This is a genomic window from Streptomyces sp. NPDC021356 (assembly GCF_040641015.1).
Lineage (GTDB): Bacteria > Actinomycetota > Actinomycetes > Streptomycetales > Streptomycetaceae > Streptomyces.
Genome location: NZ_JBFACU010000027.1, coordinates 51491 through 77044 on the forward strand (window position 1 = coordinate 51491; position 25554 = coordinate 77044).

The following is a 25554-nucleotide window of genomic DNA, read 5'->3' on the forward strand; positions in this document are numbered from 1 at the left end:
GCCGTCAGGCGGGGCGCCGGCCCCGGGTTCCCGCGGTCGCCGCCGTTCCCGCCGGGGCCGCGGCGGGTGTGGCGCGTGGCGGGCGGGGTGGGGAGCAGCACGGGTGCCAGCGGGTGCTCGCCGTCAGGAGGTCGGCGGTCCAGGTGTCGAGGCGGCGGCGGCCGTGGTCGGCGCGCGCGCCCGTGGGGTCGCCGAGGACCCCGTTGGCGGTGACCGCCCGCAGGCCGCCGCGCCGCAGGGCCGGCAGCACGGCCAGCAGCGGGCGGGTGTCGCCCGGCTCGGCCCGCTCCCGGCGCACCGCGCCCGGCCGCAGCGCCAGCATCGCCGAGGTCTCGTCCCGCCCCGCGTGGCTGTCGGCCGGGTCCCCGGCCGGCTCCCAGAAGAACGCCCGGCGCCCCTCGCCGCGCAGCCGCGCCACCGCACGCCGCACCGGTACGGCGTTGCCGCCGTGCCCCGACACGAACGCCACCCCCGCGAACGCGTCGGCGGAGCGCCCCAGTTCGGTCAGCAGCAGCTCGGTCGCCGCCTGCCCGATCGAGAGCGTGCCGGGAAAACCCGCGTGCTCACCGCTGGAGCCGTAGTGCACCGGCGGCGCCAGCACCACCCACTCCCGGGCCGCCGCCAGCCGCTCCGCGAGCGCCAGCGCGATGTCCGTGTCCACGGTGAACGGCAGGTGCGGGCCGTGCTGTTCGGTCGAGCCGACCGGGACGGCCAGCACACAGTTCGCGGCCACCGCCGCCACCTCGGGCCAGGCGGTGTCGGACAGCCGTCGCGGTCCGCTCACGCCCGCCGCACCCCGTCCCGTCCGGGCCACGACGCCGGGTCCGGCAGCAGCGGCGCCAGGGTGCGGTGGCGCAGCGCGCCCCACCACACACCGGCGCCGTAGGCGAGGTCGTCGGCGACGCGGGCGGCCACCCAGTGGGGCAGCGGCACCGGGGGCCGCCCGGCCCGCCAGTCGGCCACGTGCCGGCCCCAGGCCGCGGCCAGCAGCAGCCGCCCGTGCCGGGACGCCGCCAGCGCGGGCACCGCCACCGGCCACCACGAACGGGTGACCGCGTCGGCGAACATCCGGCCGGCCCCCCAGTGGCCGCGCAGCGCCAGCGCCACGGACTCCTGCGCGGGCACCCCGACGCCGTGCAGCTTGCGCGGCAGCAGCGAGGCGGTGATCAGCGCGGTCCCCGCCGCGGCGGCGGGCCGGCCGGCGGCGACGGCCGCCCAGCAGGCCAGCGTCCACGGCGACACCCGCAGCGGCGCCGCCGCGGCCCCGTGCCGCAGCGACAGCGGCGCCGCCGAGGTGCCGTAGTCGAAACGCTGCCGCGCCCACGCCGACCAGCGGGCCCGGGGGGCGTGCCGGACCTCGGAGCCCGGCTCGTAGCGCACGAGGAGCCCCCGGCCGGCCAGCCGCCACACCAGGTCGACGTCCTCGCCGTAACGCATCGACTCGTCGAACCCGCCCAGCGCGCGCAGCGCCGAGACGCGGACGACGAGCGCGGCCGTGGGCACGTAGGCGACCCGGCTGCCGGGGCGGACCACGGCGGGCAGCGGGCCCAGGTCGAGCGGGGAACGCTCCTGCTCGTAGCGTTCCAGCACCGAGCCGCCCGGCCTGCTGCGCACGCGCGGCGCGACCGCCGCCACCCGGGGGTCGGCGAAGTGCGGCAACAGCGCGTCCAGCCAGCCCGGTTCGGGCACCACGTCGGCGTCCAGGAACGCCACCAGCTCCGTACCGGCGTTGCGCCAGCCGCTGTTGCGGGCGGCGGCCGGGCCACGGGAGACCGGGTGGCGTACCGCCGCGCCGGGCAGCGGCACCCGCGAACCGTCGTCCACGACGACCACCCCGGCCGGTCCACCGGGCGACCGCAGCACCTTGAGCGCCCCCGTCACCCCGGGGTGGTCGCGGACCGGCACCACCGCCGTCACGTCCGCCGCGGTGAACGGGCCCGCCGAGTACCGGGGATGCACCAGCCCGGCCGCGATCAGCCGGCCGGCCAGCCGCCGCGGCCCCGGCCGGTCGGCGACCGCCTCCCCGGCGAGCCACCCCTCCACCAGCCGGGCCCCGGCCTCGCTCAGCCGCAGCACCCGGTAGGGGGAGCCGCCGAGCAGGGTCCGGCCGCCGCAGTGCCTGCCGAGGGACGGATCGGGCTCCAGGCGCAGCCGCGCCGGGCCCAGGACGGCGGCCGCCTCGGCGGACGCGGAAGGGGTGGCGGGGGAGGGTGGGGAACTCACGGTGTGAAACCTCCGTCGGCGTGGACGACCGTACCGGTCAGGGCGGACGCCTCCGGGCCGCACAGCCAGCACACGGCGGCGGCGACCTCCTCCGGCTCCAGCAGGCGTTCGAGCAGGTGGTGCCGGGCGAACTCGTCGGTGTCCGCGAGCCCGTACAGGTCGGCGCTGGCCCGCAGCATCGGGGTCCGGGTGGAGCCGGGGGAGACGGCGTTCGCGGTGACCCCGGTGCCGCGCAGGTCGGTGGCCAGGCCCCGGATCAGGCCCACCACCGCGTGCTTGGCCGCGTTGTACCCGGCCAGGTGCCACAGCCCGTGGTGGGCCGCCGCCGAGGCGAGCGCGACGAACCGCCCCGAACGCGGCTCGGGCCGCTCCAGCAGCCGGGGTACGGCGGCACGCGCCAGGTTGGCCACCCCGCGCACCCCCGTCTCGAACAGGGCGTCCCACTCGTCGTCGGTGGTCTCCCACAGCGGCCGGCCGCCCGCCATCACCGCCGCCGCGGCCACGGCGGCGTCCAGGCGTCCGCCGCTGTGCCGGCACGCCAGCTCGACCGCGTCCTCCAGGGCCGCCTGGTCGCGTACGTCGGCCACCACCGGCAGCACCGCCTGGGGCCGGCGTTCCGCGAGCGCGTCGAGTTCCTTGTCGGTGCCCAGCGGGTAGCCGACGCCGGGCAGGTCACGGCAGACGTCCACCGCCACGACCAGCCAGCCGTCCGCGGCCAGCCGCTCCACCACGGCCGCGCCGATACCGCGCGCGGCCCCGGTGACGACGGCGGTACGGCGACCGGCGGCGGGCGCGGAGGCGGGGGTGCCGGTGGGCGAGGGGGCGGGGGTGCCCGTGGGCGAGGGGGCGGTGTCCGTTCCCATGCTGCGGGTGTCCTTCCAGGTGTCCTCAGACGGGCTTCGGCACCACGCCCTGCTCCCGCAGATGCGCGAGCAGCAGGTCGGCGGCCTCCTCCGGGGAGCCGGGCGTCACCACCCGGGGCGGCGTCCGGGGCGGGGTCAGGGCGCCGGTGAGGGCCAGCAGCCGCTGCCGGGTGCCGCCTTCGGGGGCGGGCAGCGCCTTGGCCCGCGGCCGGTAGGGGCGGACCCGGCCCGCCCGCACCTCGCCCGGGGCGCCGCCGTCCGTGCCGGTGACCCGCACCACGGGAACCACGGCCCGGCGCGCGGCGAGGGCCGCGCCGAGCGGCGCGCGGCGCGGGCGCGCCGTCCCCGGCTCCACCGAGCACACCGCGGGCAGCGGGACGTCCAGGCGCTCCGCGCGCCCCCCGTCGAGCCGCCGCACGGCCCGCAGCAGTACGCCGGCGCCGTGCCGCGCGCCTTCCGGTGCTCGCGTGGACGGTTCCAGTTCCAGCAGTCCCAGCGCCTGCGCCGCGCCGAGCCGGGTTGCCAGGTGGGCGGGTGTGGCGCCGGTGCCGCGGTCCACGGAACGGTCCCCGCAGACCACGAGGTCGGGCGCCGGGAAGCCCGCCGCGGCCAGCCCCGCCAGCAGAGTCTGCGCCGTGGCCGCCTCGTCGCCGTCGGGACCCTCGATGCGCAGCGCCTCGTCGGCGCCGGAGGCCAGCGCCTCGCGCAGCATGTCCTGCGCGCCGGCGGCCCCCACGGTCACCGCCAGGCAGCGTCCCCCGAGCCGGTCGGCCAGGCGCAGCGCGTGTTCCAGGGCGCACCGGTCCGCCGGGCCCGCACCGGCCGCGTACGGCGCGCTGGGGACCGTACCGGTCAACGGGTGCGCCAGGGCGCGCGGATCGGCGCTGCGCAGCGCGGCCACCACCAGCACGGCGCTCACCCCTGCCGGAAGGCGACGCCGTGGCCGCCCTCGGGGTAGGTCCAGGTGATCGCTCCGGGCGCGTCGCAGACCTGGTAGCAGGTGCCGCACTCGAAGCACTGCTCGTAGTTGAAGAGGATCCCGCCGTCGCCGGTGGGCACGAACAGGGCGGCGGGGCAGGCGTGCACGCAGGTGCGGACCTCGCAGGAGCGGCACACGTCGGTGTCGACCGTGATGTGCGCCCGCTCGGCGACGCGGAAGTCCACCGTGGCCATGCGGTCCTCGAAGGAGACGTCCGCTGTCCCCGCCGTCCCGTCCGCCTCGTCCGCCGTCATCCGATGCATCCGGTTCATCCGAAGGACCTCATTCCCGTGACCGCGTCGGACAGCAGGTGGCGCAGCCGCAGGCCGCGCCGGCGCGCAGCGCCGGTCAGCAGCCGGCGCAGGCCCGGCTTGGGACGCGGGTTGTCGACCGTGAAGAACCCCTGCGCCACGTCGCACAGCAGCGCCGGGTACGTCCGCTGCACCCGCTCGGAGAAGACCAGCCCCGGCACCCGGCGCAGCCTGCGGTGGTCGGCCAGCACGAAGGACTCCTGAAGCCGCCTGCGGTATCCGGCGAGACCGGCGCGGGAGGTGTCGCCCGCGGTGACGGCCGCCGCCGCGGCCCGCCCGGCGTGCATGCCCGCGCCCAGCGCGTAGTTGACGCCTTCCAGCCAGACCCCGGCCGCCAGGCACATCGCGGCGGCGTCCCCGGCGACGAGGATGCCGTCCCCGGCCAGGTCGGGCATGGTGTCGTAGCCGCCCTCGGGGATCAGGTGGGCGGAGTACTCCTTGAGTTCGGCGCCGCGCAGCAGCGGGGCGACGGCCGGGTGCCGCTTCAGCCGGGCCAGCACCTCCTCCGGGCGGGTGCCCGAGGCGGCGAGCCCGGTCAGCGACAGCACGACGCCCACGCTGACCGAGTCCAGGTTGGTGTAGAGGAACCCGCCGCCGGGGACGGAGCCGGTGCAGCCGAGGATCTCGATGTCCTGGCCGTGCCGCCCGCTCACCCCGAACCGTTCCTCGATGGCCTCGCGCGGCAGCGCCAGCGTCTCCTTCACCCCCAGCGAGGTGTGTTCGGCCTGCCGGCCCGGCACCTTCGCGAACAGGCCCGCCTCCTTGGCGAGGAAGGAGTTGACGCCGTCGCAGGCGATGACGACGCGCGCGGTCAGGTCGCCGTCGGGCCGGTCGGTGCGCACCCCGCTCACCCGGCCGCCGGGGCCGCGGAGCAGGCCGGTCGCGGTGGTGGCGGGTACCAGGACGGCGCCCGCCTCCTCGGCGAGGGAGGCGAGCCAGCCGTCCAGTTCGGCGCGGAAGGCGGTGGCGCCGTTGTACGGGGGGCGGCCCCAGTCCTCGGTGCGGAAGTCGACGGTGAGGGCCTGGTGCCCGGTGAGCACCATCGTGGAACGCCGGGTCACCCAGCGCTGCACGGGCATGTGCTCCCACCAGTCGGGCACCAGTTCGTCCAGGACCCTGCCGTAGACGACACCGCCGTACACGTTCTTGGCACCCGGATAGGGTCCGCGTTCCAGGAGCGCCACCTTCATCCCGGCGCGGGCCGCCTCCAGCGCGGCGGCCGACCCGGCGGGACCGGCGCCGACGACGACCACGTCGAAGTCCGTTTCCTTCTCAGGCTTCTCAAGCGGCATCGCGCACCTCCGCGGCCTCCGCGGGGAGTTCGCTCTCCCCGCCGTCTCCGTCCCCGCCGTCTCCGTCCTGGCCGTCCTCCTCCCGCAGGCGGCGCAGCAGCGCGGCGAGCACGGCCGGCGCGTCGGCCACGACGCCCAGGTCGGCCATGGCGGTCATCGGGCAGTACGGGTCCGTGTTGACGCTCACCACATGGCGGGGCGAGCCGAGCCCACCGGTGTGGTGCGGGGCGCCGGAGACACCGAAGGCGAGGTACAGGTCGGGGTCGACGGTGACTCCGGTGGTGCCGATCTGCCGGGCGTACTCCAGCCAGCCCGCGTCCGTGACCACCCGGGTGCCGCCCACCGCCATGTCCAGGGCCGCGCCGAGTTCGCCGAGCAGTGCGACCGCCTCCGGGCCGCCGAGCCCGCCGCCCGCACCGAGCAGTCGCCGGGAGGCGGCCAGGTCGGCGGTGTCGGCCGAGGTGTCGAGGGCGCCGGTGTGCACCGCGTCCGGGACGGGGGGTGCTCCCGGTGGCAGGGTCACCTCGGTCACCTCGGGCGGCCCGGCGACCGGTACCGCGCCGCGCACCCCGGGCTCCAGGGTGGCCACGAACGGTCCGTCCACGGTGAGTTCGACCAGCGCGCTGCCGCCCAGGCGCAGGACGTCGGCGCCGTGCGCCAGGACCTCCAGGGCGCCGGCGAGCAGCGGCCTGCCCAGTTCCGCCGCCAGCCGCGGCGCCAGATCGCGGCCGTCGGGGGAGGCGGGCAGCACCACCGCGTGCGCCGGCGTCAGCAACGGCGCGAGCGCGCGGGCCAGTGCGGCCGGAGCCGTGGTGCTCTCGGCCACCCGGACCCGCCGCGCGGCGACGAGGCGCCCGGCCCCCGCCCGCGCTCCGGTCCCGGCGACGACGGCGTTCCCGTCCGCCTCGGCGACGGCCTCGTCCGCGCCCGGCGGCAGCTCACCCTCCCGTACGACCAGGACGGCGACCCGGCCGCGGGGCGCACCGGCCGTCTCCTGCCCGCTCACAGCGCCACCCCCGCCCGGTGCCCCTCGACGACCGCCGCGTGGGCGCGGCGCGGGGTGAGGCAGTCGCCGGCGCGGTGCACCGGGAAGGGGGCGTCCTTCAGGGCGTGCCAGAGGCTGTCCTCCGGTGCCTGGTGCAGGGCGCACACCACCCAGTCGTAGCGCTCCCGCGCCACCTCTCCCGTGGTGTGGGTGAGGATGTCCAGCTCCACCGCCGCGTCCCCCTCCGTGCCCGGCCGGGCTCCTGTCACCACCTGGTCGGTGGCGTGTTCGATGCCTTTGGTGTGCGCGCGCACGCTGTACGTCTCCAGGTCGAGGGTGACGCCCAGGTCCTGGCCGACCACCATGCCGGGGGTGCTGATCCGCACCCGGCAGCCCCGGTCCGCCAGCAACTCGGCCACGGACGTGGCCTGGTGGAAGCCCAGTTCGTCGACGATCAGGACCCGCTGCCCGGCGGCGGGCGCGGCCCGGCCCTCCAGGACGTCCCGCACGTCCACGACCCGCTCCAGGCCGCCCGCCCAGTACGGCGGCTGCGGCCGGGCCCCGGTGGCGAGCACGACCGCGTCGGGTGCCTCGGCGCGCAGCGCCTCGGCGGTGGCCTCCACCCCGGTGCGGATGTCCACGCCGTGGCGTACGCACTCGGCGAGCAGGTTGCGCACCACGTCGAGGAACTCGGCCCGGCCCGGCGCGGTCGCGGCCGTCGCCACCTGGCCCCCGGTCGCGGGCGCGCGTTCGTACAGGGTGACCGCGTGCCCGCGGCGCGCCGCGGTCGCCGCGGCCTGGAGCCCGGCGGGGCCGCCGCCCACCACCAGGACGCGGCGCGGCCGGGGCCCCGGCGCGGGCAGCGCCACCGCCTCCCGCCCCGCCCGCGGGTTCTCGACGCAGCCCAGCCAGCGGTTCAGGCCCATCCGGCCCACGCACTCCTGGTTGCACGACAGACAGGTCCGGATGCGCGGGGTGTGCCCGGCGCGGGCCTTGGCGGCGAAGTCCGGGTCGGCGATCTGCCCGCGCACCACGCCCACCAGGTCGCAGTGCCCCTCGGCGAGCGCCCGTTCGGCCTGCACCGGGTCCTTGATCCGGCCCACCCCGATCACCGGCAGCCGTACCGCCTTGCGGATCGCGTTGGAGACGAACAGGGCGTAGCCGGGCGGCACCGACATCGACGCCTCGATCATGTACAGCGTCGAAGTGGCGACGCCGATCGAGGTGTTGATGTAGTCGACCTTGCCGGTGGCCTCCACCAGGCGGGCCGTCGCGACCGCCTCCTCGACGGTGGTGCCGCCGTCCATCAGCTCGTCGCCGCACAGCCGCACCCCCAGCACCCGGCCGGGCCCGATCGCCTCGCGCACCGCGTCGACGATCTCCAGCAGGATCCGCGCCCGGTGCTCCAGCGGGCCGCCGTAGGCGTCGGTGCGCAGGTTGGTGGCGGGGGAGAGGAAGCCGCGCACGATCGAGGAGTGCGAGCACTGGAGTTCGACCCCGTCGAAACCGCCCTCGGCGCAGTGCCCGGCCACGGTGGCGTACCCGGCGACGATCTCGGCGATCTCGGCGGCCGTGACCTCCTTGGGCACCTCGCGGAAGAGCGGGTCGGGCACCGGCGACGGCGCCCACACCGGCAGCCGGGAGTACATCGAGGACGCCTGGCCGCCGTTGTGGTTGAGCTGGGCGAGGATCGGCGTGCCGTGCGCGTGCACCGCCTCGGTGATACGCCGGTACCCGGGCACCACCCGGGGGCTGAACCCGTGGATCAGCTTCTCGTACGGCCAGTCGGTGACGTGGGTCGAGTGCTCCTCGGTGATGATCAGCCCCGTCCCGCCGGCCGCCCGCGCCGCGTAGTACGCCGCGTGCTGCTCGCTGGGCAGGCCGTCCTCGGCGTAGTTGGTCAGGTGGGCCGAGAACACGATCCGGTTGGCGAGCGTCAGCGGACCGAGCCGCAGCGGGGAGAACAGGTGCCGCAGAGCGCTCATCGGGCCGCACCCCCGTCCGCCCCGCACAGCGCGAGCGCCGCCCGCCGGCCCTCCAGCAGGGCCTCGTGCACGGTGCGCGGCGCGACGCGGTCGCCCGCGCGGACGGTGCCCTCCGGCCCGGTCAGTGCCGTGTCGGGCAGCCGGTGCCCGCAGTGCACCACCGCCGCGCACCCCACCTTGCGCTGCTCGCCGGTCAGGACGTCCTCCACCAGGGCGGCGCCGGCGGACACCGACCGCAGGACGGTGCGCCGCAGCAGGGTCACCCCGGCGCGCGTCAGCCGTACGTGGGCGTCGGCGAGGTCCCCGGTGAGCGCCAGCTGCGTGCCGGCCACCGGGTCCTGGGTCACGAACGAGACGGCGGCGCCCGCCGCGGCCAGCCGCTCGGCGAGGGCGACCCCGGTGGCGTCCCCGACGGGGTCGTCCACCAGCACCGGCCCGTCGGGCACCTCGGCCCGGCCCGCGAGGACGTCGGCCGCCTCCAGGACCGTACCGCCGTCGACGTCGTAGCGGCGCGGCCCGGGGCGCGACCCGGTGGCCAGCACCACCCGGCGTCCGGCCAGCTCTTCCTCACCGGCGGCCGTCGAGGTCCGTACGACGACACCGAGCCGCCGCACCTCCGCCTCCAGCCAGGCCAGCAGCGGCGTCCAGCGTTCCCCCGCCACCCGCAGCATGCCGCCGAGCCGCTCCGCGCGCTCGACCAGCTCCACGGGCCGCCCGTGCGCGGCGAGCACCCGGGCCGCCTCCAGGCCGGCGGGTCCGCCGCCCACCACGAGCACGGCGTCCGGCCGCCGCTCGCCGGACGTCCCGGCAGGCACGTCGCCGGGCCTGGCGGGCGCGCCCGTTCTCCGCTCCGCAGCGGCCCCGGCCGGCGGGCGCCCGCGGGGGATGTCGGGCGGGTCCTCGGTCTCGTGACCGCTGCGGGGGTCGACGGCGCACGAGACGACCGGGTTGCGGTTGTCCCGTACGCGGCACTTCTGGTTGCACAGCACACACGGCCGCACCCGCTCGGGAAGCCCTGAGCGCACCAGCGCCACCAGCTCGGGGTCGGCGATCTGCGCGCGGGTCATCTCCACCAGGTCGGCGACGCCGCCGGTCAGCGCCTCCTCGGCGAGAGCGGGCCGGGTCACCGACCCCTGGAGCACCACGGGGACCCGCCCGGCCACCGCCGTGCGCACGGCCGCGCACAGCTCGGTGTTGAAGGCGGGCCGGGTGTGGAAGTCGGGCCGGGTGGCGGACGTGGCCATGGCCGAACCGCGCACCACCACCAAGTAGTCGACGAGCGGCGCGAGTTCGCGGGCGAAGTCCTCGGCGTGCCGCGGGGTGATGCCCGCCCAGGGGGCGAGTTCGTCGCCGGACAGCCGCAGTCCCAGCAGCCGCCCGTCGCCCACCTCGGCGCGCACGGCGGTCAGCACCTGGCGCAGCAGCAGCGGGCGGTCGGTGCCGTAGGCGTCCTGGCGCTGGTTGGTCAGCCCGGACAGGAACTGGCGGAGCAGACTGAACTGCCCGGCCTCGACCTCCACCCCGTCCAGGCCGCTGTCGGCGGCCAGCCGCGCCGCGGCGCCGAACCCCGCGCGCAGCGCGTCGAGCCCGTCCTCCTCCAGCTCCATCGGCAGCTCCCGGCTCACCACGTCGGCGACCCGGGACGGCGCCCACAGCGCCGACTGGTGGTACGCGGACGAGCCCTGCGAGCCGGCGTGGCCAAGGGAGGCCACCACCAGCGCCCCGTACGGCGCGCACGCCGCCGCGGTCGCCGCCCAGCCCGGACCGCACTCCGCGGCCAGCGGGGCCCGCTCGTAGGGCCAGTCGGAGGGGTGCACGCTCGCCGTCTCGGTGACGATCAGACCGGCGCCGCCGGCCGCGCGCCGCGCGTAGTAGGCGACGTGCCGGTCCGACAGCGCCCGCCCGCGGGCGAGGTTGGTCTCGTGCGGCCCGAACACGACCCTGCTGGGGGCGGTGCGCGGGCCCAGGGCGACAGGCTCGGTCAGACGCATGCTCACGCCGCCCCCGGACGGCCGGTGTCGTACCCGGCCAGCGGGCTTGCCACCTCGCCGGCCGGGCGGCCGGTGCCGTACCGGGCCGACGGACCGGTGGCGCCGGTGTCCGGGCGGCCGGTGTCGTACCCGGCAAGTGGGCTGGTCGCGCAGGCGCGGTCCGGGGGCGCGGCGGGTCGGGCCGGGCGGCGGCCGATGGTGACGGGGACGGGGCCGCGGACGGGCCGGGTGCGGTGCGAGTGGTCGCCCGCGGGCCGCGGCGCCGCGCCCGCCCCGACCGCCGCCAGCGCCCGTTCCCCGTTGCCCTTCACGCACTCGGGGTCCGGGCCGTCCAGCGGCAGCCCGGTGAAGAACTTCGCCGCCATGCAGCCGCCCCGGCAGGCGTCGTACGCCGAGCAGGCCGTGCAGGCGCCGCCGGTCCGCGGCGAGCGCAGCTCGGTGAACAGCTCGGACTCGCGCCACACGGTGGTGAACCCGCCCGGGGCGCGCACGTTGCCCGCCAGGAAGGTGTCGTGGATCGCGAACGGGCAGGCGTACACGTCGCCGACCGGGTCGATCAGGCACACCACCCGGCCCGCCCCGCACAGGTTCAGGCCCGGCAGCGCGGCCGGGCCGAGGGCGTTGAGGTGGAAGAAGGAGTCACCGGTCAGCACGTCCTCGCCGTGCGTGAGCAGCCACTCGTACAGGGTGCGCTGCTGCCCGGCGGTGGGGTGCAGCTCGTCCCACACGTCGGCCCCGCGCCCGGAGGGCCGCAGCCGGGTCAGCCGCAACTGGGCGCCGTACGCGTCCGCGATGGCCTTGAAGCCGTCGAGCTGGTCGGCGTTGTGCCGGGTCACGACCACGCTGAGCTTGAAGCCGCGGAACCCGGCGTCCGCCAGGTTGCGGATCGCCGTCATCGCGGTCTCGTACGAACCCGGGCCGCGCACCGCGTCGTTGACCTCGGCGTCCGCCCCGTCGAGGGATATCTGTACGTCGACGTAGTCGCTCGCGGCCAGCCACCGGGCTCGCTCGGGGGTGATGCGCACCCCGTTGGTGGAGAACTTCACGCCGACGCGGTGGGCGGTGGCGTACTCGACGAGTTCCCAGAAGTCGGGGCGCACGGTGGGTTCGCCGCCGCCGATGTTGACGTAGAAGACCTGCATGCGCTCCAGTTCGTCGATCACGGCCTTGCACTCGGCCGTGGTCAGCTCCCGCGGGTCGCGCCGGCCGGAGGAGGACAGGCAGTGCACGCACGCCAGGTTGCAGGCGTAGGTCAGCTCCCAGGTGAGGCAGACGGGGGCGTCGAGGCCGCGTTCGAAGTGGTCGACGAGCTTCACGCTGTCTCCTCCAGACGGTCGCCGGACCGGCCCGCCGGGCCGGCCGGCGCGCTGCCGCGCGGTTCGATCACGCCGCCGGCGGCCAGCGCCGCGAGGGCGTGCAGGGTCGCGGCGCGCCGCCCGGTGGGCAGCCCGGCCGCGTCGAGCGCGGCGTGCACGTCGCAGTGCGCGGCGAGCGAGGTGACGACCGTGACGAGTTCGGGGGTCTTCAGGAAGCACAGCCGGCGGGTGCCGAAGTGGTAGGCGAGCGCCCCGAAGGGCTCCGGGCGCAGTGCCACGCTGGGGGAGCACCGGTAGGGGCGCTCGGGGGTGAACACGACCTGGCCTCCGGTCAGTAGACGCCGCACATGCCGTCGATCGAGACCTCCTCGACGAGCAGTTCCTCCGCGTACTCGGCCTCCGCCGGGAACTCGGGCGCCTCGGCGGTCCGGTTCGTCTCCTCGCCGTCCACAGTCGGCCCTCCTTCGCTGTGATGGGGTGGGGTGACCGTCCTGGAAAAAGCGTGCAGGAGGATGTGGAAAAGGACCACCCCTAACAAATCAGGGGTGGTCCTGTGAGTCCATCGCGTGGGAAGGCGGAGGGAACGAAAGGGAAAGGAACCGAGCCCCCTCAGCCGTATGTCGCGTATATCGGCCCGCTCACTCGGACATCTCCTTCTCCCGCAGCCCGGCGGTGATCGCGAGCAATGCGTACGAAAGGTCCTGGCCGGTGGGTGCGGATTCCGGGTCGATCAGCCATTGGGCCATGACTCCGGTCAGGAGTGCCTGGAAGAAGGAGCCGACCGCGCGCACGGCCCGCTCGTCATGCCCTTCCGCCAGCCGGGCCAGCAGGCTTTCCCCCATGCCGAACCGGGCCTCCTGGAGGCCCTTGGCGAGGGCCTCGCGGATTTCCGGCGAGTGCTCGATCTGGGTGAACGCCTCGAAGTTGGCGGCCCACAGCCGGCGGTGACCGGAGAACAGCTCGATCACCTTGGTCCAGATCGCCTCGAACTGCTCGTGCGGCGGGGCGACCGCCTCGGCGTCGTAGACCATGGATTTCTCCAGCGCCTCGCCCCACTCGGCGTTGGCCTGGATCAGCGCCTCGTTGAGAAGCGCTTCCTTCGAGCCGTAGTGGTAGCCGATGGAGGCCAGGTTCGCGCCGGAGGCGGCGACGATGTCACGGGCGGTCGTGCGCGCATAGCCTTTTTCGGTCAGGCACTGCTTCGCACCTTCGAGTAGAGCGTCGCGATGTCCCATTCCACGACCTTACCACATTTTCCATACGTCCGTCTAAGTCAAGCGTCTTATACAGTCGTCTGGTGTCTGTTGCTTCGTCGGGTGCCCCTCGGCGGTGCGAGGGAGCGCATCCCCGGCGGTGCGAGGGGGCGCGTCCCTGGCGGTGCGAGGGGGCGCGTCCCTGGCGGTGCGAGGGGGCGCGTCCTCGAACGGCGTCCGTCAGCCGGGCAGCCCCTTCAGGTACTCGATCATCGTGGCGATGAACCGCTCCGGCTCCTCCAGGTGCGGCAGGTGGCTCGACTCCTCGAAGACCTCCCACCGCGCGTCCGGGATCAGCTCCGCGTACGGCCGCACCGTTGTGGGCGTGGCCTCGTCGTGGCGGCCGGACAGGACCAGGGTGGGCACCGCGATGTCGGGCAGGCAGTCCTCCACCCCCCAGTCCTTGAGCGTGCCGATCACATGGAACTCGCTCGGCCCGTTCATCGCGTGGTAGACGGTGGGGTCGTTGGTGATCTCGTAGAACGACGCCTGGTAGTCGCGCGGCCACGGCTTGAGCCGGCACACGTGCCGGTCGTAGAAGACCCGCATCGCCTCGTGGTACTCCTCGCTGTCCGTCGTCCCGGCCGCCTCGTGCCGCAGCAGGACGTCGTTGACACCGGGCGGCAGCTGGGCGCGCAGCACCTCCATCTCGCGCAGCCACAGCGGGTACGACGCCGGGGCGTTGGCGACGACGAGACCGCGCAGCCCCCGGGGCCGCGCGGCGGCGTGCCTGGCGACGACCAGACCGCCCCAGGACTGCCCGAACAGCACGTAGTTGCCGGCGACGCCGAGCCGGGTGAGCAGGTTGTCCAGCTCGTCCAGGAACAGCTCGGGCGTCCAGAAGTCCGCGCCCTTGTCCGGCAGGTGCGTGGAACCGCCGTTGCCGAGCTGGTCGTAGAGGACCACCGGCCAGCCCACCGCGGCGAACACCTCCAGGGCGCGCAGGTAGTCGTGGGTGCTGCCGGGCCCGCCGTGCACGGCCACCAGCGTCGGCCGCGGTGAGCCGCTCGGGTCGCCGCTGACGCGGTACCAGGTCTTGTACTCGCCGAAGGGCACGGTCCCCTTGACGGAGTTGGGTACGGACATGTCGGACACCTCGTCGGGTACGGGGACTGGACTCGTCGGCTGCGGCGGGACCGGTCGGGTGTGTGTTCAGGTACGGGCGGGAACGGGAGCGAGGGTGCCGAGGAACTCCTCCACCAGGCGGGCGGTGGCCTCGGCGTCGTCCTCGATGACGGTGAAGTGCGTGGCCGGCACCGGGCGGTAGGCGTGCTCGGGCCGCCAGGGCCTGGCCCGCCACTCCTCCTCGGCCGCCGCCGACTCCGCGGGCAGGAACGACCGGTCGGCGCCCAGGAACAGCACCGGCGCGGCCACCGCCTCCAGGGTGCAGTGCGGCAGCAGGTCGAAGTAGCGGGTCATCGCCGACAGCCCCGTACTGCCGAACAGGCCGAACTCCGCGTCCTGTTCGACCAGTGTCACGGCCATCTCCTGGAACACCTGGGCACTGACCCCGCCGCCGGACACCTGGTAGCTGTCCACCAGCACGACACCCGCGGGGCCGGCCCCCATCCGCTCCAGGCGCGCGGCCGTGGCGTAGGCGATCAGCCCGCCCGACGAGTAGCCGAACAGGACGTACGGTTCGCCCTCGGCGGCGGTCACCACGGCGTCCGCGAGGATCGCGGTGAGCGCGTCCACCGAACCGGGCAGGCTGTCCCCGGGCGTGAAGCCGGGCGTCGGCAGCGTGCTGACCGGGCGCACCCCCCGGAAGTACGAGGCCAGCCGGGCGTGCTGGTGCGCGCCCCCGGTCGCCATGGGCGTGCTCAGGCACACCAGCCGCGGCCTGCCGGGACCGTCGGCGAGCCGGATCGGGCCCAGCTCGCCCGCGAACTCCCCGGCCGAGGCGAAGTGCGGCCGCAGATCGGCCACCGCCCGCAGCAGCGCGAACCCCGCGTCCGAGTCACCCGCGAGCACTGCGTCACGGAACAGCTCCGGGACCGTCTCGCCCCCGGCGCCGGACGGCCCGGCCGCCGGCTCGGCGGTGAACTCGTCCCGCAGTCTGCGCGCCAGCCCGGCGGGCGTACGGCTGTCGAAGACCGCCGTGGACGGCAGGGTCACCCCGAGGTCGTCGTGGAGGGCGGAACGCAGCTCCATCACGCTCAGCGAGTCGAACCCCGCCTCCAGGAAACCCCGTTCGGGGTCGACCGCGTCGGCGCCGCCGTGCCCCAGCACCGTCGCCGAGTGCCGCAGCACGAGCGCCAGGATCTCCCGCTCCCGCTCCCCGTCCTCCAGCCGGGCCAGCCGGGCGCGCAGCGCCGCCGGGTCGTCGCCCGCGGCCCGCCGCCGTACGGCCGTCCGCACCAGCGAACGGAACAGCGCGGGCGGCTCGCCCGCCGCGGCCAGCGCCTTGAAGTCGAACCGGATCGGCACCAGCGCCGGCACGTCCAGGGCGCACGCGGTGTCGAAGAGCGCCAGCCCCTCCGCCTCCGGCATCTCCCGCACCCCGGAGCGGTCCAGCCGCGCCCGGTCGGCCTCGGCCAGCTCGCCCGCCATGCCGGAGCCGCTGCCCCACAGGCCCCAGGCCAGGGAGGTGGCGGGCAGTCCGTGGGCGTGGCGGTGGGTGGCGAGGGCGTCGAGGTAGGAGTTGGCGGCGGCGTAGGAGCCCTGCCCCGCGTTGCCGATGGTGCCCGCGGCGGAGGAGAACAGGACGAAGGCGGTCAGCCGGCGCTGCCGGTCCTGGGTGAGGTGGTGCAGGTTCCAGGCCGCGTCCACCTTGGGCCGCAGGACGGCCGCGACCCGCTCGGGGGTGATGGAGGTGACGAGGCCGTCGTCGAGCACGCCGGCGACGTGCACGACGGCGTCCACCGGGTGCGCGTCCAGCAGCGCGGCGGTCGCCTCGCGGTCGGCCAGGTCGCAGGCCGTCAGGGCGATGTCCGCGCCCAGGGCGGCGAGTTCGTCGCGCAGGCCGGTCATCGCCGGGTCCGAGGGACCGCGCCTGCTCGCGAGCACCAGGCGGGTGACCCCGTGCACGGTGACCAGGTGACGGCTCACCGCCCGGCCGAGCGCGCCTCCCGCCCCGCTGACCAGGACGGTGCTGTCGGGGGTGAAGGCGGCGGTGGGCCGGTCGCTGTGGGTGGGGGTGTGCCGGGTGAGGCGGGCGGCGTGGAGTTGCCCGCCCCGGATCAGGACCTGGGGTTCGCCCGTGGCGAGGGCGGCCTCCAGGAAGGTGTTCCGGGCAGGATCGGTGTCGGTGTCGGTGTCGGTGTCGGTGTCGGTGTCTGTGTCTGTGCCGGTGTCGACGAGGAGGAACTGTCCGGGGTTCTCGGCCTGTGCGGAGCGTACGAGGCCCCATACGGCGGCTCCCGCCGGGTCGGTGACGTCCTCGCCGGGCAGCGCCACCGCCCCGCTCGTCACCACCGCGAGCCGGGCCCCGCAGGCGACGGCCTCCTGGACCTCACCGAGGACGCGCAGCACTTCCGCGTGGGTCTCGGCGGCGCTCATCCCCGGCCGGGTCCGCAGGACCGTCACCCCGGAGGCGTCGTCGCGCGCGGCGGAATCGGCGGCGGAGCCGGACAGCGGGGTCCATTCGACCCGGAAGAGGCTGTCCCCACCGGCCGGACGCGGCGCCGCGACCTCGCGCAGCACGAGCGACCCCACCGACAGCACGGGCGAACCCTGCGCGTCCGCGACGTTCAGGGACATGCCGTCCCCGTCCGGCGACGGAGTCAGCCGCACCCGCAGCGCCGACGCCCCCCAGGCGTGCAGCGCCACCGACGACCAGGCGAACGGCACCCGCGCCGACTCGCCGTCCGACACAAGACCGAACACGTGCAGGGAGGCGTCGAAGAGCGCCGGGTGCAGTCCGTAGCCCTCGGCGTCGGTGCCGTCGGGCGGGGTGATCTCGGCGTACAGGTCGTCGCCGTCGCGCCAGGCGGCGGTCAGCCCCTGGAAGGCGGGCCCGTAGCCGAACCCGGCCTCGGCCAGTTCCTCGTACATCCCCTCGACGGGCAGCGGCTCGGCACCGGCCGGCGGCCACACCGTCAGGCTCCCGCGCGTCGCGGGCGCGGCGGGCGCGGCGGAGGTGAGCAGACCGGTGGCATGCCGGGTCCAGGCTCCCCCCGCGTCCTCCTCACGGGCGTAGACGGCGACGGAACGCGACTCCGTGCCCTCCCCGACCACGATCTGGAAGGCCGCCCCGCCCTGCTCGGGCACCACCAGCGGCGCCTCCAGGGTCAGTTCCGCCAGCGTCTCGCAGCCGACCTGCGCGCCGGCGGCCAGCGCCAGTTCGACGAAACCCGTCCCGGGGTAGAGCGTGGCGCCCCCGACCTGGTGATCGGCGAGCCAGGGCTGGCTGTCGCGGGACAGCCGCCCGGTGAACACCACCCCGTCCGACTCCGGCGACGGCACGGCCGCGCCCAGCAGCGGGTGCTCCGGCGCCCACAGACCCGCCTCGTACACGTCGGCGCCGCCCGCACCCGGCCAGGAACCGCCCGAGTACTCCTTCGGGGTCAGCCAGTAGCGCGTGCGCTGGAAGGCGTACGTGGGCAGGTCGTCGACGCGCCGGGCACCGGTGCCCGTGAAGTGGGCGGCCCAGTCGATCCGGACGCCCGTCGTGTGCAACTGGCCGACGGCTGCGATGAGTTCCCGCACCTCTTCGCGGTTTCGGCGCTGGGCGGCGATGTAGGTGGCGTCGTCGTGGGTGGCGGGCCCGAGGGCGGTGAGGACGGCGTCGGGGCCGATCTCCAGGTGGGTGGCGGCCGGGATGTGTGCCAGTGCGTCGGTGAGCCTGACCGGTTTGCGGATGTGTTCGGTCCAGTAGGCGGCCGTGGTGAGTTCGTCGGTGACGGTGTCGCCCGTGACCGTCGAAACGAAGGGGATCTGTGGCTGCTGGTACGTGAGTGTTTCCGCGACCGCACGGAAGTCGTCGAGCACGGGGTCCATGAGGGGGGAGTGGAAGGCGTGGCTGACGGTGAGCTGCTTGGTCTTGCGGCCTTGGGCGGCGAAGTGCTGGGCGATGGCCCGGGCTTCCGCTTCGGCTCCGGATATGACGGTGGACTGGGGTGAGTTGAGGGCGGCGATGCCCACTTGCTCGGTGAGCAGTGGCAGTATCTCGTCCTCGGTCGCCTGTACGGCGATCATGGCGCCGCCTGCCGGGAGGGCCTGCATGAGCCGGCCGCGTGCGGTGACCAGCCGTGCCGCGTCCTCCAGGGAGAAGACTCCGGCGACGTGCGCGGCGGCGATCTCGCCGATGGAGTGCCCGGCGAGGTAGTCGGGGGTCACACCCCAGGACTCCACGAGCCGGTACAGGGCGACCTCGAAGGCGAACAGGGCGGGCTGGGTGTACTGGGTCTGGTTCAGCAGGTCCGCGTCCTCGCCCCACATCACCTCCCGCAACGGCCGCTCAAGGTGCGCATCGACGGCCGCGAACACGTCCTCCAGCGCCTGCGCGAACACGGGATACGTGTCCGCCAACTCCCGCCCCATCCCCGCCCGCTGCGCACCCTGCCCGGTGAACAGGAACGCCAGCTTCCCTGTGCCCCGCGCCCGGCCCCGCAGGACGCCGGGTGCGGTGCGGCCCTCGGCCAGCGCCTCCAGGCCCCGGAGGGCGTCCTCGTGGGTGCTCGCGCACACGACGGCCCGGTGCCGCAGGGCGCCGCGTGCGGTGGCCAGGGTGTGGGCCACGTCGGGCAGGGCGGCGCCGGGGTGGGCGGTCAGCCAGTCGCGCAGTTGCCGGGCCTGGGCGGGCAGCGCCTCGGGGGAGGCCGCCGACAGCGGCAGCGGCATCACGCGCGCCGGACGCGTGCCGGTCCCGGAGGTCCCGGAGGTCCCGGACGTCGCGGGCGTCCCGGGTGTCGCGGGTGTCGCGGGTTCCTCGGAGGGTGGGGGTGCCTGCTCGATGACGAGGTGGGCGTTGGTGCCGCTGAGGCCGAAGGAGGAGACGCCGGCGCGGCGGGGGCGGCCGGTGTCGGGCCAGGCGCGGGACTCGGTCAGGAGGCGGACCGCTCCCGACTCCCAGTCGACGTGCGGGGTGGGCTCGTCGACGTGGAGGGTCCTGGGCAGGACGCCCTCGCGGATGGCCATGACCATCTTGATGACACCGCCGACACCCGCGGCAGCCTGGGCGTGGCCGATGTTCGACTTCAGCGAGCCCAGCCACACCGGCCGGTCCTCGGGCCGGTTCTGCCCGTAGGTGGCCAGGAGCGCCTGCGCCTCGATGGGGTCGCCGAGGGTGGTGCCCGTGCCGTGGGCCTCGACCGCGTCGACGTCGGCGGTCGTGAGCCCGGCGGCGGCCAGCGCCTGCTGGATGACACGGCGTTGGGCGGGTCCGCTCGGCGCGGTCAGGCCGTTGCTGGCGCCGTCCTGGTTGATGGCGGAGGAACGCAGCACCGCGAGCACGGGGTGGCCGTTGCGGCGGGCGTCGGAGAGCCGTTCGAGCAGGAGGAGACCGGCGCCCTCCGCCCAGCCGGTGCCGTCGGTGGCGGCGGCGAAGGACTTGCAGCGGCCGTCCGGGGCGAGTCCGCGCTGCCGGCTGAACTCCACGAACGTCTCCGGGCTGGCCATGACGGTGACGCCGCCGGCCAGGGCGAGGTCGACCTCGCCGGTGCGCAGCGCCTGCGCGGCCAGGTGCATGCCGACCAGGGACGACGAGCACGCCGTGTCCACGGTGACGGACGGGCCCTCGAAGCCGTACGTGTACGAGACCCGGCCGGCCAGCACGGAACCGGTGTTGGAGTTGGCCGGGTAGTCGTGGTACATCATCCCGGCGTAGACGCCGGTGGCGGAGCCCTTGAGGGTCGCCGGGTCGATGCCGGCCCGTTCGAACACCTCCCAGGAGGTCTCCAGGAGCAGCCGCTGCTGCGGGTCGATGTAGCGGGCCTCGCGCGGGCTGATGCCGAAGAAGTCCGCGTCGAAGTCGCCCGCGTCGTGCACGAAACCGCCCTCGCAGGCGTAGCTGGTGTCGGGCCGCTCGCCGCCCGGGTCGTAGAGCCGCCCGAGGTCCCAGCCGCGGTCGGCGGGGAACGGGCCGACGGCGTCGGTGCCCTCGGCGACCAGCCGCCACAGGTCCTCGGGCGAGCGGACCCCGCCCGGGAAGCGGCAGGCCATCGCGACGACCGCCACCGGCTCCCGTGCGGCCTCGTCGAGTCTGCGGTGGTGCGCGCGCAGCCGTTCGTTCTCCTTCAGCGACGCGCGCAGCGCCGCCACCAGCTTGTGATCGGTGCCCGTCTGGGGGTTGGTCATCGCTGCTGTCCTATTCGCGGATCGAGTCGACATCGAGTCCGAGCGTGGTGTTGATGAAGTCGAACACGTCGTCCGCACTGGCGGACTCGAGCGTGGCCTGAGCGGACTCGCCGCCCTGTTCACCGCCGCCCGTCAGGCGGGCGGCCAGCGCGTGCAGCCGGGAGACGACACGGGAGTCCTCGACCTGCTGGGCGGTCAGCCCGGTCAGGTACGCGCCGAACCGTTCCAGTTCCTCGTCGACCGAGCCGCCCGCTCCGCCCGAGCCGCCCGTGCCGCCTTCCGGAGGGCACAGCTCGGTACGCAGGTAGTCGGCGAGGGCGCGCGGGGTGGTGTAGTCGAAGACCAGAGTGGTGGGCAGCTTGCGGCCGGCCGCCGCGCTGAGCCGGGTCCGCAGGTCCACGGCGGACACGGAGTCGAAGCCGAGATCCTGGAAGGACCGGTTCGGTTCGACCGCCGTGCCGTCCTCGTGGCCCAGGATCGCGGCCACCTGCGTGCGCACCAGGTCCAGCAGCGCCGCGGACTGCTCGGGGCCGGTCAGGCCGGCCAGCCGTGCGGTCAGATCCCGCCGGGCGCCGTCGCCGCCCGCGGTCTCCTCCGGCCCGCCCTCGGCGGCCTCCGGCAGCAGGTCCAGCAGGGGGCGGGGCCGGGCCAGGGTGTAGGTGGGGGCGAACGTGACCCAGTCGATGTCGGCGACCACCACATGGGACTCGCCGTGCTCCAGGATCCGGCGCAGCGCGGCCAGCGCGGAACGGGGTGCCATGGCGGGCGCGCCGATCCGCCGCGAGGCGGCGGCGATCTCCGGGGTGACCATGCCGCCGTCCCATGAGCCCCACGCCACCGACGTGGCGGCCAGGCCGCGCGCCCGGCGCCGCCGGGCCAGCCCGTCGAGGTAGGCGTTGGCGCCCGCGTACGCCGTCTGCCCGGCGCCGCCCCACACCGCCGCACCGGAGGAGAACAGCACGAACGCGTCCAGCGGCCGGTCACCGAGCAGTTCGTCCAGGTGGGCTGCGCCCCGGACCTTGGCGGTGCCGACCGAGGCGAACTCGGCCAGCGACAGTTCCGACAGCGGTACCGGCCGCTGCGCGGCACCGGCCGCGTGCACGACGGCGGTCAGGTCGGGCAGCTTTGCCAGCAGGGCGGCCAGCTCGTCCCGGTCGGAGACGTCGCAGGCGGCCACCGTCACCCGGGCGCCGAGCGCGGTCAGTTCGTCCGTCAGCTCGGGCACGCCGGGCGCGTCGGTGCCCCGGCGGCTGGTGAGGACGAGGTGGTCGGCGCCGCTCCGGGCCAGCAGCCGGGCCACATGGGCGCCGAGGCCGCCCGTACCGCCGGTGATCAGCGTGGTGCCGTGCGGCTGCCAGGGCCGGGCGGGGGTACGGTCGCCCAGCGGGGCCCGCTCCATACGGCGGCCGAAGGCGCCCCGGTCGCGCAGCGCGACCTGGTCCTCGCCACCGGCGGCGGACACGACGGCGTGGAGCCCGTCGAGGACCGTGGCGTCGACGACCGTGGAGCCGACGGCGGCCACCGCGCCCGCCCCGGCCGGAGGAGTCGCCTCGGCCGGGGAAGTCGCCCCGACGGGCGGAGCCGCCGGCAGGCAGGCCGCCGCCGGCAGGTCGACCAGGCCGCCCCACGTTTCCGGGTGGTCCAGGGACAGCCCCACGCCCAGGCCCCACAGGGAGGCCGTCAGGGGTTCCTCGACGGTCTCGGTGTCGTCCACGGCCACCGCGCCCGCCGTCACGCACCACAGCGGCGCGGTGACGCCCGCGTCGCCCAGCGCCTGCACCAGCAGGACCGTCGCCGCGGTGCCGCCGGACAGCTCCGGGTGCCGGGCGTGCGGCGCCTGGTCCAGGCCGAGCAGCGACAGCACCCCGGACGGGCGGGCGCCGGCCGCCGCCGCGCCGAGCCGCCCGGCGAGGACGTCCCGGGCGTCGTCCGAGCCCACCTCCACCACGGTGACGTCCCCGGCGCGCTCCCGGAAGCCCTCCACGAGGGCGGTCACCACCGGGTCCGCGGCCCGCCCGGCCGGTACGGCCAGCAGCCAGGCGGCGGACCCGGCCGCAGCCTGCGGTCGCGGCAGCGGCTGCCAGGTGACCCGGTAGCGCCAGGAGTCGGTCAGCGCCCTCTCGCGGTGGGTGCGGCGCAGCTCGCCCAGTGCGGGCAGCACCTCCCCGAGGGCGTCGCCGGACACGCCCAGCCGCTCGGCCAGCGCGGCCGCGTCGCCCTCCCGCTCCAGCGCGTCCCAGAACCCCGCGTCCAGCGGATCGGCGCCGGAGCCCGTACCCGTGGACGGCTGCCACAGGTACCAGCGGTGCTGGAAGGCGTACGTCGGCAGCTCCACCCGCCGCGCGCCCGGGAAGAACGCCGTCCAGTCCACCCGTACCCCGCGTGTGTACGCCGTGGCGAGCGCGCCCACGGCCTCCTGCCGCTCCGGCCGGCCCCGGCGCAGCAGCGGCGCGAACGCGCCCTCCTCCGGGGCCCGCAGGCACTCCGGTCCGGTCGCGGACAGCGCGGCGTCCGGCCCCAGTTCCAGGTACGTGGTCACCCCCCGGGACTCCAGTGTGCGCACCCCGTCCAGGAACCGCACCGGCTCCCGCACGTGCCGCACCCAGTAGTCGGCGGAGCACAGCTCCTCGGCGGTGGCCAGGCGGCCGGTGACATGGGAGACGACCGCGAGTACGGGCGGAGCGTACGTGAGCCGTCGGGCGACCGCGGCGAACTCGGCGAGCATCGGCTCCATCAGCGGTGAGTGGAAGGCGTGCGACACGCTCAGCCGCTTGGTGCGGCGGCCCAGCGCCCGCACCGCCTCCGCCACCGCGAGCACGTCGTCCTCCGGTCCGGAGACCACCACCGAGGACGGGCCGTTGACCGCCGCGATGCCGACCTGACCGCTCAGCAGCGGCAGCACCTCCTCCTCCGTGGCGTCCACGGCGGCCATCGCGCCGTCCGCGGGCAGCGCCTGCATCAGCCGGCCGCGCGCCGCCACCAGCGCGGCGGCGTCCTTCAGGGAGAACACCCCGGCGACATGCGCGGCGGCGATCTCACCGATCGAGTGCCCGGCCAGGTAATCGGGCGTGACCCCCCAGGACTCCAGCAGCCGGAACAGGGCGACCTCGACCGCGAACAGGGCCGGCTGGGCGTACTCGGTCCGGTTCAGCAGGCCGGCGTCCTCGCCCCACATCACCTCGCGCAGCGGCCGGTCCAGCTGCGGGTCCAGCTCGGCCAGCACCGCGTCCAGCGCGGCGGCGAACGCAGGGTAGGCGCCGTGCAGTTCACGGCCCATGCCCGGCCGCTGCGCGCCCTGGCCGGTGAACAGGAACGCGCTGACCGCGTCCCCGCGCGCCACCCCGCACACCACGTTCCCGGCCGGGTCGCCCGCCGCCACCGCCGCCAGGCCGCGCCGCACCTGCTCCCCGTCGGCGGCGGTCACCACCGCGCGGTGCTCCAGGGCCGCCCGGCCGGTCGCCAGGGAGAAGCCCACATCGCGCAGGTCGACGTCGCCGGCCTCCGCCAGGTGCGCGGCGAGCCGTGCGGCCTGCGCGCGCAACGCCTCCTCGTTCTTGCCCGAGACCGTCAGCGGCAGCGGCCCGCCGCCGTACGCCGGCCGCCCCTGCGGCCTTCCCGCCGCCTCGACCCTTTGAGAACTCCGAGTCCCTTCAGACCCTTCAGACCCTTGCGATCCTTCAGAGCTTTCGGACCCCTCGGGGCCCTCGGTCCGCGCGGTCTCCTCGATGTCCTCGGTGTCCTCCGCGGGTGCCTGCTCCACGATCACGTGCGCGTTGGTGCCGCTCAGCCCGAACGAGGACACCCCCGCGCGCCGCGGCTGCCCGCTGTCCGGCCACGGCGTGTCCTCGGCGAGCAGCCGCACCGCGCCCGCCGACCAGTCGACCTTCGGCGTCGGCTCGTCCAGGTGCAGCAGCCTCGGCAGCACGCCGTGCCGCATCGCCTGCACCATCTTGATGACCCCGCCCACCCCGGCCGCCGCCTGGGTGTGCCCGATGTTCGACTTCAGCGACCCCAGCCACAGCGGCCGCTCCGCGGGCCGGTTCTGCCCGTACGTCGCCAGCAGCGCCTGCGCCTCGATGGGGTCGCCGAGCACCGTGCCCGTCCCGTGCCCCTCCACCGCGTCCACGTCGGCGGCCGTCAGCAGCGCGTCGTCCAGCGCCTGCCGGATCACCCGCTGCTGCGAAGGCCCGTTCGGCGCGGTCAGGCCGTTGCTCGCGCCGTCGGAGTTGATGGCGCTGCCCCGCACCACGGCCAGCACCGGGTGCCCGTTGCGCCGCGCGTCCGACAACCGCTCCAGCACCAGCACCCCGGCGCCCTCGCCCCACCCGGTGCCGTCCGCCGACGCGGCGAACGACTTGCAGTGGCCGTCCGGCGCCAGCCCCCGGTCCTGGCTGAACCCGACGAACGCGTCCGGCGTGCTCATCACCGTCACCCCGCCCGCCAGCGCCAGCGAGCACTCACCCGCCCGCAGCGCGCGCACCGCCCAGTGCAGCGCCACCAGCGACGACGAGCAGGCCGTGTCCACCGTGACCGCGGGCCCCTCGAAACCGAAGTTGTACGCCACCCGCCCGGACACCACACTGCCCAGCGTGCCGATGCCGCGCTCGCCGAGCCCGCTGCGCCCCGCGTAGTCGTGGTAGGCCACCCCGGCGAACACCCCGGTACGGCTGCCCTTGAGCCCGGTCGGGTCGAGCCCCGCCCGCTCCAGCGCCTCCCAGGAGATCTCCAGCAGCAACCGCTGCTGCGGGTCCGTCTCCTTCGCCTCGCGCGGACTCATCCGGAACAGGTCGGCGTCGAAGTCCCCCATGTCGTGCAGGAACCCGCCCCGGGTGGAGTACGTCCGCCCCGGCGTCGCCGGCTCCGGGTCGTACAGTGCCTCGGCGTCCCAGCCCCGGTTGTCCGGGAAGGACGTGATGCCGTCACCGCCCGCGGCGACAAGCTCCCACAACTGCTCCGGTGAGGTCACACCCCCCGGGTAACGGCACGCCATCGCCACGATCGCGACGGGTTCCGCCTTCTGCCCCTCCAGCTCCCGCAACCGCCGCCTGGCCTGCTGGAGTTCTCCGGTCGCACGCTTGAGGTAGTCCCTGAGCCTGTCGTCGTTCGCCATCGGTTCCCAC

The 25554-nt window shown here is 75.6% G+C and carries 16 protein-coding genes; all 16 read right to left on the reverse strand.

All coding sequences use genetic code 11. The features are described from left to right. Window positions 1-4 precede the first annotated feature (4 nt). Complete coding sequence (gene mftE, locus AB0G56_RS30055; RefSeq protein WP_360975218.1) at window positions 5-784, reverse strand: mycofactocin biosynthesis peptidyl-dipeptidase MftE; 780 nt, start codon at window positions 782-784, stop codon at window positions 5-7. Next, a complete protein-coding gene (gene mftF / locus AB0G56_RS30060; protein WP_360975221.1) occupies window positions 781-2223 on the reverse strand; it encodes a mycofactocin biosynthesis glycosyltransferase MftF in 1443 nt (480 codons plus the stop codon). Before mftF ends, mftE begins: the two co-directional genes overlap by 4 nt. Next, window positions 2220-3086, reverse strand: coding sequence for a mycofactocin-coupled SDR family oxidoreductase (locus AB0G56_RS30065; RefSeq protein WP_360975224.1), 867 nt, complete (start codon window positions 3084-3086; stop codon window positions 2220-2222). Before AB0G56_RS30065 ends, mftF begins: the two co-directional genes overlap by 4 nt. Window positions 3087-3111: 25 nt before the next feature. Beyond that, window positions 3112-4005, reverse strand: a complete 894-nt coding sequence (locus AB0G56_RS30070) for a mycofactocin-associated electron transfer flavoprotein beta subunit (RefSeq protein ID WP_360975227.1) — start codon at window positions 4003-4005, stop codon at window positions 3112-3114. Next, entirely contained in the window at window positions 4002-4337 is a 336-nt protein-coding gene (locus AB0G56_RS30075) for a 4Fe-4S dicluster domain-containing protein (protein ID WP_360975230.1), read from the reverse strand. The genes AB0G56_RS30070 and AB0G56_RS30075 overlap by 4 nt, the downstream gene beginning before the upstream one ends. Next, window positions 4334-5668 (reverse strand): FAD-dependent oxidoreductase, encoded by a 1335-nt coding sequence (locus tag AB0G56_RS30080; RefSeq protein WP_360975233.1) that lies wholly within the window; start codon window positions 5666-5668, stop codon window positions 4334-4336. The genes AB0G56_RS30075 and AB0G56_RS30080 overlap by 4 nt, the downstream gene beginning before the upstream one ends. Further along, window positions 5658-6674 carry a mycofactocin-associated electron transfer flavoprotein alpha subunit gene (locus tag AB0G56_RS30085; RefSeq protein WP_360975236.1) on the reverse strand — a complete coding sequence of 339 codons (1017 nt, stop codon included), beginning with the start codon at window positions 6672-6674 and terminating at the stop codon, window positions 5658-5660. The genes AB0G56_RS30080 and AB0G56_RS30085 overlap by 11 nt, the downstream gene beginning before the upstream one ends. Further along, a complete protein-coding gene (locus tag AB0G56_RS30090; protein ID WP_360975239.1) occupies window positions 6671-8638 on the reverse strand; it encodes a mycofactocin system FadH/OYE family oxidoreductase 2 in 1968 nt (655 codons plus the stop codon). The genes AB0G56_RS30085 and AB0G56_RS30090 overlap by 4 nt, the downstream gene beginning before the upstream one ends. Then, window positions 8635-10629 (reverse strand): mycofactocin system FadH/OYE family oxidoreductase 1, encoded by a 1995-nt coding sequence (locus AB0G56_RS30095; RefSeq protein ID WP_360975310.1) that lies wholly within the window; start codon window positions 10627-10629, stop codon window positions 8635-8637. The genes AB0G56_RS30090 and AB0G56_RS30095 overlap by 4 nt, the downstream gene beginning before the upstream one ends. A gap of 2 nt (window positions 10630-10631) precedes the next feature. After that, window positions 10632-11945, reverse strand: coding sequence for a mycofactocin radical SAM maturase (mftC, locus tag AB0G56_RS30100; RefSeq protein ID WP_360975242.1), 1314 nt, complete (start codon window positions 11943-11945; stop codon window positions 10632-10634). After that, on the reverse strand, window positions 11942-12262 hold the full coding sequence (gene mftB, locus AB0G56_RS30105; protein ID WP_360975245.1) for a mycofactocin biosynthesis chaperone MftB: 321 nt from the start codon (window positions 12260-12262) through the stop codon (window positions 11942-11944). Before mftB ends, mftC begins: the two co-directional genes overlap by 4 nt. A 14-nt stretch (window positions 12263-12276) precedes the next feature. Next, window positions 12277-12396 carry a mycofactocin precursor MftA gene (gene mftA, locus AB0G56_RS30110; RefSeq protein WP_360975248.1) on the reverse strand — a complete coding sequence of 40 codons (120 nt, stop codon included), beginning with the start codon at window positions 12394-12396 and terminating at the stop codon, window positions 12277-12279. Between the two features lie 187 nt (window positions 12397-12583). Continuing rightward, window positions 12584-13180, reverse strand: coding sequence for a TetR family transcriptional regulator (locus AB0G56_RS30115; protein WP_360975251.1), 597 nt, complete (start codon window positions 13178-13180; stop codon window positions 12584-12586). Window positions 13181-13378: 198 nt separating this feature from the next. Continuing rightward, window positions 13379-14284 carry a proline iminopeptidase-family hydrolase gene (locus AB0G56_RS30120; protein WP_360975254.1) on the reverse strand — a complete coding sequence of 302 codons (906 nt, stop codon included), beginning with the start codon at window positions 14282-14284 and terminating at the stop codon, window positions 13379-13381. 66 nt (window positions 14285-14350) lie between these two features. Beyond that, window positions 14351-20434 carry a type I polyketide synthase gene (locus AB0G56_RS30125; protein WP_360975257.1) on the reverse strand — a complete coding sequence of 2028 codons (6084 nt, stop codon included), beginning with the start codon at window positions 20432-20434 and terminating at the stop codon, window positions 14351-14353. 10 nt (window positions 20435-20444) lie between these two features. Beyond that, window positions 20445-25544 carry a type I polyketide synthase gene (locus tag AB0G56_RS30130; protein WP_360975260.1) on the reverse strand — a complete coding sequence of 1700 codons (5100 nt, stop codon included), beginning with the start codon at window positions 25542-25544 and terminating at the stop codon, window positions 20445-20447. Between the last annotated feature and the right edge of the window lie 10 nt (window positions 25545-25554).

Bases quoted from the DNA above. Each gene is read 5' to 3' on its own strand.
- AB0G56_RS30095 (WP_360975310.1), bottom strand. From the start codon at position 10,629: ATGCGTCTGACCGAGCCTGTCGCCCTGGGCCCGCGCACCGCCCCCAGC.
- AB0G56_RS30065 (WP_360975224.1), bottom strand. From the start codon at position 3,086: ATGGGAACGGACACCGCCCCCTCGCCCACGGGCACCCCCGCCCCCTCG.
- AB0G56_RS30125 (WP_360975257.1), bottom strand. From the start codon at position 20,434: ATGACCAACCCCCAGACGGGCACCGATCACAAGCTGGTGGCGGCGCTG.
- AB0G56_RS30075 (WP_360975230.1), bottom strand. From the start codon at position 4,337: ATGAACCGGATGCATCGGATGACGGCGGACGAGGCGGACGGGACGGCG.
- AB0G56_RS30080 (WP_360975233.1), bottom strand. From the start codon at position 5,668: ATGCCGCTTGAGAAGCCTGAGAAGGAAACGGACTTCGACGTGGTCGTC.
- AB0G56_RS30090 (WP_360975239.1), bottom strand. From the start codon at position 8,638: ATGAGCGCTCTGCGGCACCTGTTCTCCCCGCTGCGGCTCGGTCCGCTG.
- AB0G56_RS30130 (WP_360975260.1), bottom strand. From the start codon at position 25,544: ATGGCGAACGACGACAGGCTCAGGGACTACCTCAAGCGTGCGACCGGA.
- AB0G56_RS30120 (WP_360975254.1), bottom strand. From the start codon at position 14,284: ATGTCCGTACCCAACTCCGTCAAGGGGACCGTGCCCTTCGGCGAGTAC.
- AB0G56_RS30115 (WP_360975251.1), bottom strand. From the start codon at position 13,180: ATGGGACATCGCGACGCTCTACTCGAAGGTGCGAAGCAGTGCCTGACC.